This is a genomic window from Bacillus pseudomycoides DSM 12442 (assembly GCF_000161455.1).
In the GTDB taxonomy this organism is placed as follows: domain Bacteria; phylum Bacillota; class Bacilli; order Bacillales; family Bacillaceae_G; genus Bacillus_A; species Bacillus_A pseudomycoides.
Window position 1 is genome coordinate 5,434,242 of sequence record NZ_CM000745.1, and the last position, 10,565, is coordinate 5,444,806.

Annotated in this window: 7 protein-coding genes and 2 pseudogenes; 4 read left to right on the plus strand and 5 right to left on the minus strand. The window is 34.4% G+C overall.

Annotation, left to right across the window (positions count from 1 at the left end; translation table 11 throughout):
- The 3 genes from BPMYX0001_RS27530 to ald all read right to left on the minus strand — a co-directional run.
- On the minus strand, positions 1-882 hold an 882-nt coding region (locus BPMYX0001_RS27530), incomplete at its 3' end, for an amino acid permease (RefSeq protein WP_033799489.1).
- 93 nt (positions 883-975) lie between these two features.
- The gene (gene tdcB, locus BPMYX0001_RS27535) at positions 976-1,977 is read right to left on the minus strand and encodes a bifunctional threonine ammonia-lyase/L-serine ammonia-lyase TdcB (RefSeq protein ID WP_018767858.1); all 1,002 of its coding nucleotides are present in this window, start codon (positions 1,975-1,977) and stop codon (positions 976-978) included.
- Positions 1,974-3,086, minus strand: a complete 1,113-nt coding sequence (gene ald, locus BPMYX0001_RS27540) for an alanine dehydrogenase (RefSeq protein WP_018767859.1) — start codon at positions 3,084-3,086, stop codon at positions 1,974-1,976. Before ald ends, tdcB begins: the two co-directional genes overlap by 4 nt.
- Positions 3,087-3,664: 578 nt before the next feature.
- Between ald and BPMYX0001_RS27545 the strand changes: the two genes are divergently transcribed.
- Positions 3,665-5,014, plus strand: coding sequence for an APC family permease (locus BPMYX0001_RS27545; protein ID WP_033799490.1), 1,350 nt, complete (start codon positions 3,665-3,667; stop codon positions 5,012-5,014).
- Positions 5,015-5,290: 276 nt separating this feature from the next.
- Here BPMYX0001_RS27545 and BPMYX0001_RS34365 read toward each other — a convergent pair.
- A pseudogene (locus BPMYX0001_RS34365) lies at positions 5,291-5,596 on the minus strand (DDE-type integrase/transposase/recombinase); the annotation flags it as partial.
- Positions 5,597-6,407: 811 nt separating this feature from the next.
- Here BPMYX0001_RS34365 and sdaAB point away from each other — a divergent pair.
- From sdaAB to BPMYX0001_RS27560, 3 genes are all read left to right on the plus strand, one after another.
- Positions 6,408-7,106, plus strand: coding sequence for an L-serine ammonia-lyase, iron-sulfur-dependent subunit beta (gene sdaAB, locus BPMYX0001_RS27550; RefSeq protein WP_006097457.1), 699 nt, complete (start codon positions 6,408-6,410; stop codon positions 7,104-7,106).
- 22 nt (positions 7,107-7,128) lie between these two features.
- On the plus strand, positions 7,129-8,019 hold the full coding sequence (gene sdaAA / locus BPMYX0001_RS27555; RefSeq protein ID WP_033799491.1) for an L-serine ammonia-lyase, iron-sulfur-dependent, subunit alpha: 891 nt from the start codon (positions 7,129-7,131) through the stop codon (positions 8,017-8,019).
- 316 nt (positions 8,020-8,335) lie between these two features.
- On the plus strand, positions 8,336-9,655 hold the full coding sequence (locus tag BPMYX0001_RS27560) for an amino acid permease (RefSeq protein WP_003203867.1): 1,320 nt from the start codon (positions 8,336-8,338) through the stop codon (positions 9,653-9,655).
- Positions 9,656-9,768: 113 nt separating this feature from the next.
- On the opposite strand, the pseudogene BPMYX0001_RS32495 reads toward BPMYX0001_RS27560, so the two are convergent.
- Positions 9,769-9,885 (minus strand): annotated as a pseudogene (locus tag BPMYX0001_RS32495) (IS6 family transposase); the annotation flags it as partial.
- Positions 9,886-10,565 lie beyond the last annotated feature (680 nt).

The following is a 10,565-nucleotide window of genomic DNA, read 5'->3' on the forward strand; positions in this document are numbered from 1 at the left end:
TACAACTTCTAATACATAAGCCATTGCTTCTGGTACATCTAACTCTTTATAAGAAACCATACCAGTCATAACAAGACAAACCACAACATAAATGATTGTACAAATAACTAACGAAGCAATGATACCAATTGGAAGGTCACGTTGTGGATTTTTCACTTCTTCTGCTGAAGTTGCTAATGCATCGAAACCTAAGAAAGCAAAGAATACTGCTGCTCCTCCGGCAAAGACTCCACTTAAACCATACGGTGCAAATGGTACCCAGTTTTCTGGTTTTACGTAGAATACACCAACCGCAATGAATAAGATAACAATAGCAATTTTGATTAATACCATTGCGTTATTCACACGTTTACTTTCTTTCGTACCACGTGATAATAGCCATGTTAGTACTAACGTAATGACTACTGCTGGTAAGTTAACGATACCACCTTGTGATGGAATCGTTAACAGTTCTTTTGGAATTTCTAATCCAAATCCACTTATCAAGTTATGGAAATAACCTGTCCATCCACCAGCTACTGCTGCTGTTGTTACAACGTATACCGATAGTAAGGTCCATCCCATTAAATGGGCTACAAACTCCCCAATTGTAGCATAAGAGTATGTGTACACACTACCTGAAACAGGAAGTGTAGAAGCAACTTCTGCATAACATAATGCTGCAAATCCGCAAACAATTGCGGCAATCATAAATGAAAAAATAACTGCTGGACCAGCATCTCTTGCTGCTACTAATCCAGTTAATACAAGAACGCCTGTACCAATTATTGCGCCAATTCCTAGCATTGTTAAGTCAAATGCCCCTAAATTTTTTGACAAAGTTTTACTTTTACTTTCTTCTAACAATTGCATAACAGATTTCTTTTTAAACAGGTTGGCCACGATATATGTCCCCTTTTACCAAAGAAGAGCTAAGATGTCTTCTCCTAGCTCTTCTTTGGTAAAATTAATTTATTTTATAAGATATTCAAAGAGTTATTTTACTTCATTCGCAACAAAGAAATGCTCACATACACTGGAAATGCGTTTTAAGTCCACATTTCCACCTGAAATAACCGCTACTACTTTTTTACCTTTTGTATATTGATCAACTTTTCCTGCAAGAAGAGCAGCTGTAGCTAATGCTCCAGCTCCTTCTACAACAGCTTTTCCACGTTGTAGTAAGTCTTTCATGGCTACTTCTAATTCCTCTTCTGATACCGTTACAATATCATCCACTAATTCTTTAACAATTTCAAAGGTTAAGTCTCCCGGTATTTTAACAGCACATCCATCAGCTATTGTTGGTGCTTCATAATGGGATACAATTTTTCCAACATCATAAGAAGCTTTCATTCCATGGACATTATCAGCTTGAACACCAATAATATTAATTGATGGATTAAATGATTTAAGTGCAACTGCAATTCCTGAAATAATACCTCCACCACCAATAGGCACAATTACAGTATCAACATCCCACATATCATCAAGAATATCTAAACCAATTGTTCCTTGGCCAGCCATTACCTCTACATCATCGTATGGATGTAAATATGTTTCTCCTGTTTCCTGTATAATCTCTTCACATTTAGCCTTAGCATCATCAAAGGTATCCCCATGTAAAATAACTTCAGAACCATATCCTCTGGTAGCATCAACTTTGGCTTGTGGTGCAGAAATTGGCATAACAATTTTACTTTTGATTCCAAGTAAATGAGAAGATAATGCAACACCTTGTGCATGATTCCCAGCTGAACAAGCAATCACACCATGTGCTTTTTCTTCATCTGTTAAATTTGAAATTTTATTAAATGCACCACGAAACTTAAATGATCCAGTTAATTGCATATTTTCTAACTTCAAATGAATTTCTCCACCCGTTTTACTCGTCAAATAAAATGATTTAACAAGGGGGGTCTTACGTGCATTTCCAGAAAGAATTTGTTGAGCTTTTTTTATATCACCAATGTTAAGTGGTAAATTTTTGTTAATCATAGTAACACTTCTTTCAGTGGTTTATAATCTAACTCTAACGTCTTTCCTAAATTCTCATAGGTAATAAAACCTTTATAAATGTTTATACCAGATGCTAAAGCCGGTTTAGTATTTATTGCATTTTCTAATCCCTCTTTAGCAATTAATAATAAATATTCAATATTTCCATTTGCTAAAGCCATGGTCGAAGTACGTGGGGTGGCACCAGGCATATTTGGTACAGCATAATGGATTACATCATGCTTAATAAATATAGGGTTATCATGTGTTGTATAGTGATCAACTGTTTCAACTGTTCCACCTTGGTCAATTGCAATATCAACAATAACACTGCCAGGTTTCATTGATTGAACCATATATTCTTTTACAATTTTCGGTGGTTTCGCTCCTGGTATTAAGATAGTTGAAATAAATAAGTCTGCCTCTTTTATATGCTTTTCTAAGTTTTCAGTATTGGATTCAATAACCTCTACAGAATCATTCACATATCTTTCTTTTAAATAAGCAATTTGGGTTTTGTTTAATTCTAGAATAGTCACATGGCAACCAATTCCAATTGCCATATCACATGCATTAATAGATGCATTTCCTCCACCTAAAATGACAACATTTCCAGCAGGGATACCCTCAATTCCTGATAATAAAATCCCTTCTCCTTGATGTTGTTTTTCTAGATAATAAGCTCCCATAAAGACTGCACGGCGGCCAGCAATCGCACTCATGGGCTTTAACAGAGTCAAAACACCATCTTCACTAATTGTCTCTCCAGCAATTGCAGTAGTTCCTGCTTGTCTCATTGCTTCAACACACTCTTTAGAAGCTGCTAGATGTAAAAATCCCCATACAATGAGATCTTTTTTAAAGTAGTGATATTCTGCAGATAGTGGTTCTTTCACTTTTACTACCATATCGACGTCCCAAGCTTCTTTTTGAGTTACTATGCTTGCACCTGCATTTGTATATTCATCATTAGTATAACCAGATCCTAATCCAGCATCTTTTTGTACCAAAACTTGATGTCCCTCTGCAACTAACTTTTGAGCATTTTCGGGAGTCATTCCCACACGAGATTCACCTTTTTTTATTTCTTTTACTACTCCGATTTTCATACTCACACTTCCTTTTAAAATTAATATATCTAACAATTTAAATAAAAAATGACAAGTACACCAAACTTATTATGTGTATACATGCTATTTTTCATTTATCTCGCTGTTTTGCCCCTACAAGATAGCAAGATTCAAAACCCTAAGTCAATCAATTTGTGAAATCATTCACAAAATGTATTTATTTGCTCGGTAATAAAATTCTATCTTGAAAATTATTATTGTATAGCATTTTAGTCTGTGCTAGACTTTGTCACGAATAACATCTCTTCTGAATTTAAAGCAACTTATCATTATGTAATACAAATTAAAAATCTGTGCGTTGAGTATTAATTGTGTTAGGAAGACTTCTCTACTAGAAGCATGACCAAACATATTTGTGAATCATTTCACAAATATGTTTGGTCATTAGTACTCATTTTCTATTCCTAATTCTAGGCAAATATATATTTAATTAGATATTCAAGTTTAAGCTTAAAAATATTATGTGAAAAACTAGGGATAATATCTAAATATGAGAACACCAAGTGCTGCGATTCATTAGAGATTTTGTTTATTTTTATAAAACAGGAGTGATTGTTATGTCACAACAACAACTAAAAAAAGAAATTGGTTTCTTTGCTGCTTTGACTACAGTTATTGGTACCGTAATAGGGGCTGGTGTTTTTTTTAAACCAACTGCATTATATGGTATCACTGGTACAGCCAGTTTAGGGTTGCTCGCATGGGTTATTGGCGGAATATTAACTGTTTGTGCAGGATTAACAGGGGCTGAATTATCGGCTGCTATTCCAGAAACAGGTGGTATGATGGCTTATTTAAAACGTACTTACGGAAATTTAACAGCATTTTTACTAGGTTGGGCTCAAACCGTCATTTACTTTCCAGCAAATATTGCAGCACTTGCTATTATTTTCGGAACCCAAACTGTTAACCTGTTTGGATTAAATGCTAATGAAAATAAAATGATGATTGTAGGAATTGCTGTTATAACCGCAACCTTTGTAACTCTTATGAACTTTTTAGGTGCTAAAGCTGCTGGAGGGATCCAAACCGCTTCCACTATAGGTAAATTACTTCCTTTAGCTCTTATTATTATTTTTGGTTTGCTACACAAAGGTGATGTAACTTTTCAATTGTACCCAATTGAGGCAGGACCAGATAAATCTTTTATATCTGCTCTAGGTTCTGGCTTACTTGCAACCATGTTTGCCTATGATGGATGGATACACGTAGGGAATATAGCTGGCGAAATGAAAAATCCCCAAAAAGATCTACCTAAAGCAATAATACTAGGATTATCAATTGTTACGGTCGTTTATTTATTAATTAATATTGCATTCCTAATGGTTATGTCTGCAACAGCACTTGCAGGAACTGATACACCTGCATCTGAGGTTGCAAAAATTCTTTTTGGTACAATGGGTGGAAAACTAGTTAGTATAGGTATTTTAATATCTGTATTTGGTACAATTAATGGATATATTATGACAGGTATGAGAATTCCTTATGCTATGGCATTAGAAAATAAACTACCTTTTAGTAAATGGTTTGCTACATTATCTAATAAGAGCAGAGTTCCTTATAATTCTGGAATATTTGTCTTGTTGGTTTCAATAATCATGATGCTTATAGGAGGGTTTAATACGTTAACAGATATGTTAGTATTTGTTATATGGATATTCTATACAATGACATTTTTAGCTTTATTCATTTTACGTAAAAGAGAGCCAGAACTTGCACGTCCTTACAGGGTACCCTTATACCCGATTGTACCGACGATAGCTTTATTAGGTGGCTTATTTATAGTCTTTAATACGTTATTTACACAAACATTACTAGCCTTATGTGGAATAGGACTAACGGCTTTAGGCCTTCCAATTTACTTTATAATGCGTAATAAGCATATTGATGTAAAAACAGAGGATTAAATTGTGTCCAAATGTGCGAAATTCTCGAAATGATATGGCGAGGCCTAATAAGGAACAGCAAAAAAGACATTTTCCCCAGTTGAAGATGTCTTTTTTATGCAACTTTCCCTAGATTTCAATAACATTATATGCAATTTACTTAGAATTATACCTAATAGTTGCGGCTTGATAAATCCCCCCACCCGTAACTTTTGCATAACATATAAATAATAGAAAATACGGGTCTGTTGCAAAGTTTTTTTACACATAGAGACATGGGAAGATTGTGGTCAAATTTTATGAAACCGATAATAAATTCTGTAATTCGTTATACGTCGAAAAGACGGAGTCTGATTGAAGACTTCGTCTTTGTTTGTATATGGCATGAAGCGTTTCTATCCCTTTTATCGTACGTGAGGCATGACGAAGACTTTGAAATCCTAAGGAACGAGCGAAACGGCGCTTCACGTATCGATGATCTTACTCAATGAGGTTACTGAGATATTTTGTTGTACGATGAAAGGTATTTTTGTAAAAGTCTATTCTCTGTAATTTTTTAAATGCGCAAATTAAGGAAGGAGCCTTATCTGTAGTCAGAACCGTATTTATCTTCCTAAGTCTATTAAAACGCCATAATTCCCTACTCTTGGTTTAGAAAGTAGGGAATATTCTTTGTAAAGGATTTATCGTTTTTTCTCAAAGTACTACATTTAGAAAGAATAACATTTTTTACACTTGGGGGTAGTTGGATTTCTTAAGTTGATGGGCATGTGGCGGCACCTTGAAAAGAAGTTCCTTTTTTCTGAGAAATGTATATAAATGCAAAATTAATAATAAATACCCGAAAGGATTTTATATTTCCTTAATTTATTCCTTTCCATCTACACTAATCATTTATTACAACAGCTTTCACGTTTAAAATAAGATGTTTCAACAAAGGAAAATATAAGTATCTTTATAATGAGTTCCCAATATAATCAATGTGTTAATCAAAGGAACTCTGTGTTATTTTTATTTTTTTACTAACTAATACAGCTTCAAACAATGGACACAATTGCTACATGCCAAGTGTAATTTATTACCCATTCAAAATTCTGTTTATTCAATCTTTCTAAAAATAAAAAAATATTAAACTCATAAATATACAAGTTATAATGAGGGCGTCGAGAGATAATCTATTACCTCTGGAGAAAATATCAAACCTGATTCTGGTGCAAAATTCTAAAGACCTTGCAAGTAATCTTCTAAAATTGGACATACTGATACGATTACTCTAAGAAAGGTGTGTGATCAGAAGGGAAATTTATTCAACATGAAAATGGAAGCGTTATCAGCCAGATCTTATTTTGAATTGGTCATTCTAATAACTTAGATTCAACTGCAATTAAAAATAATAAATTATGGGGGTGCTTATATGAACATGAATGTAGCATCTATTAAAGAAAAAAAGGTTGTTAAATACAAAAGTTGTTTTGATGTGATTGGGCCGGTCATGATAGGTCCTTCAAGCTCACATACTGCAGGTGCTTTAGCTATTGGAGCAGTTGCTAATAAATTATTTCAAGGTCTTCCAAAAAAAGTCGTGGTAAGGTATTATGAATCATTTGCTGAAACCCATAAAGGACACGGAACTGATTTTGCAATTATTGCTGGAATATTAGGATTTGCTACCGATGACAGCAAAGTGCCAGATGCTATTAAAATAGCAGAATCTAAAGGCATGGACATTACCTTTATTGAAAAAGCAGGTGATAGTCCTGCTGGTCATCCAAATACGGCAGATGTATATTTAGAAGATGAAAATCGAAGTATTAGAACGGTGGGTATTTCGGTCGGCGGCGGATTAATTGAAGTCAAACATGTTGAAATTGACGGATTTAGCTTAGATCTTCAGGGCCCATTGCCAGTTATTATTGCGATTTCCGAAAGAGCTGACTTTGAATTTGTCTTACGCAGGATCTTTAAACAATATGATGTGGAAATTAACGACTTTCATAGTTTAGAAGAAAGCGGAAAATATTTATATGCATTCGCTTTGGATTCGCTATTGCCTGGTGATGCTCAGAAGGAATTGGGAAGTTTAAGCGGTCTAGCTAATATCATTATTCTTTAGTTACATTAAGGGGTGAAAAAATATGTATATGACCATAAAAGAAATTGTGGATGCAGCTAATAAAAGGCAAAAGCCAATTTATGAATTAGCAATCGAACAGGAAATCGAACAAACTAAAACTTCTTATGAAGAAGTTTGGAGTAAAATGGAAAAAAATTTAGCGACTATGGAAAATGCCATAAATAAAAGTATCGAGGGCGACGGGGTATTTTCTCCGACTGGTTTAACCGGAGGCGATGCTGTTAAAATAAAAAAATATCGAGAAAACGGAAAAACTCTTTCTGGAGATTTGATGGTGTTAGGGATTCAAAGTGCTATCGGTGTTAATGAAGTAAATGCTTCATTAGGGGCTATTTGTGCGACTCCAACAGCAGGTGCGAGTGGGACAATCCCGGGAGTCCTATTTAGTATTAAAGATACGTTTCAGTTAGGTCATGAAGATATGGTCCATTTTCTATTCACTTCATCTTTATTTGGAATGATAGTCGCAAATAACGCTTGTATTTCCGGAGCGTACGGAGGATGTCAAGCTGAAGTAGGCAGTGCCTCAGCAATGGCGGCGGCTGCAGCGGTAGAAGCTGCTGGAGGAACGCCACAGCAATCTTCTGAAGCTTTCTCAACCGCATTACAAAATTTACTCGGTTTAGTTTGTGATCCGGTCGCTGGTTTGGTAGAAATTCCTTGTGTAAAGAGAAACGCCATTGGAACGGCAAATGCTTTAGCAGCAGCGGACATCGCATTAGCCGGCGTAAACAATATCATCAATGCTGACGAAGTTATTGAAGCGATGTATAGAGTTGGAAGACAGATGCCTCGCGAATTAAGAGAGACAGGTTTAGGCGGAATTGCGGCCACACCTACAGGTATTTCCATTAAAAGTAAAATTTTTGGAGAGAAACAATTAAATAAATAAACGGTTATTTGAAATATTGTGAAATAGTTAACAATTCTGTTCTCTATTGTTCTCCTAAGGATGTCTGTATATTAAGAGCCATTGTCATTGAAATATACTACTATACAATTAAAATATACTACTATATAATTAAAATGCTTTGTAAACGCTAACAAATTCATCGGGTTGATGACTAGCGAATTTTTCGATTTTGATCAACTTAGAAGAAGGACACACGATGTGGAGCATCTTGTAAGCAATTCGCTTTTCAAGAATGGTCTATATTCCTAAGCTTTAAAAAGAGACGTAAGAATAGGATACAAGGAGGAATTATTATATGAATGGGAATACTGCAAAAACAATAGAATTTCAAGCTGAAAATACTGCAGTAAAAAATGAGAAATATCCAGACCCTAAAAAGTGGCATAAACAGGATACTACCTGGGCATTGAGCCTTTTTGGAACAGCAATTGGAGCAGGAGTACTCTTTTTACCTATTAATGCAGGTTCAGGTGGTTTATTATCATTACTGTTAATTACCATACTTGCATATCCTGTTATGTATTACTCACATAGGGCGCTTGCTAAAATGATATACGCTTCCAATTCTGCTGATGAGGGGATTACAGGTACAATAAGAGAGTATTTCGGAAATAAGGCAAGTATAATTTTTAACATAGTATATTTCGTCTCAATTTATACTATCGTGCTGATGTATTCGGTTGCACTTACAAATACTGCAAGTAGTTTTATCGTGCATCAATTGCACATGCAGGAGCCTCCAAGGGCCATTTTATCACTTGTATTAGTACTCGGTCTTATAGCTATACTAAATTTTGGTCAAGATATCACTGTAAAGATAATGAGTATGCTAGTATACCCTTTCATAGCTTCTCTACTTTTTATCGCAATATCTTTGATTCCAAAGTGGAATACGTCAATGCTTAGTTTTTCAAGTGTTTCTACTGCTTCAACAGGAACAGGATATTTTGGAACGATATTGATGATACTACCAATCATAGTATTCTCGTTTAATCATTCTCCTATGATTTCGTCATTTGTTATGAAACAGAGAGCTACCTATGGAATAGAAGCTACTGATGCCAAATGTGCTCAAATACAAAAAGTTTGTTATATCATGACATTCGTTGTTGTTATGTTCTTTGTTTGGAGCAGTACCTTGAGTTTGACTCCAAATGATCTTATAATGGCAAAAAAAGAGAACTTGTCAATCCTATCATATCTTGCTAATGAGCTTAATTCGCCTATAATCACTATTGCAGCTCCTATCATTGCTTTTATGGCTATAACAAAGTCCTTCCTTGGCCATTATATAGGAGCATATGAGGTAATGCGTGACATGATTATCAAGTCCAGTAAAACACGCGGAAAAGATATAGGAGAAAAAACAGTTAAGACAATGATCCTTACTTTTGTCGTATTAACATGCTGGTATGTCGCTTATGCAAATCCAAGTATTCTTGGAATCATTGATGCCCTTAGCGGTCCGTTAGTTGCTGCTATCTTATGTCTATTACCAATGTATGCGATCCGTAAAGTACCAGTACTAGCTAAATACAGAGGGAAAATGAGCAATGTATTTGTCATTATTATAGGTATACTTACTGTCCTAGCAAGTATTAAGTCATTATTCTAATTCACTATTGTTGGTTCTGGTGCAAAAATAGTGGGATATGAAAAAAGAACGAAAGATCCTAGCGGAATTGAATTTTAAGTTGTTAAACCAAAGAGATCATGGATAAGATATATCTATTTTTGGACAGACTTCTCACCTTGGGGAGTTTGTCCTTTTTTGATCATATGCATAACTTCTATTCCAGCAATCACTTTTTTAGCTGTTTGCAATGATTTTAATCCAAGCATATTGGGGTGCCGCCCCATCGCCATCAAGCTAACAAAACAAAATACCCCCTAAAATGAAAAAATACGCTATTATTTCAATGTAATAATAAAGGTATAAGAAATACATACATAGAAAAAATATAATAGACAGAGGTAATTATAAGATGATTTTAAAACTAGCATTTATACTTTTGGGAGTACCGCAAAACAAAAATTTCACCTCACCATAGTTGTCTATGAGAATTCAGTTCATTTTTTTGTTTTAGGGAACAATTAATTCCCAATACATGTCTTAATGCGAAAATGTGATATTTCATTGACCTTACTCAGGTATGCAATATTGCATATAAGAATGTATTGATAAAAATGTAAGCGCTTACTATAATGAAAGCATAAAGATAAATCACATCTTAGAAACAACAAAAGAGGAGGAAATAATATGACAATCGCAATGACAATTTTAAAATTTGTAGGTGGAGCACTTCCATTCGTTCAAGAACTTTTAAAAGCATTTATGTAAGTTCACTATTTAGCAATTATTTATAAATAATTATCATACCTTAATACGAAAAAAAGGAAGGAGTTGATTTTTTTGAAAATCAAGAAAAATACTAAGGGAATAAAATTACTAGCATGTTTATCAATTGGCTTATGCACTATTAATTATTCTTCTATTTCCTTCGCTGAAACAAAAACAAGTAATG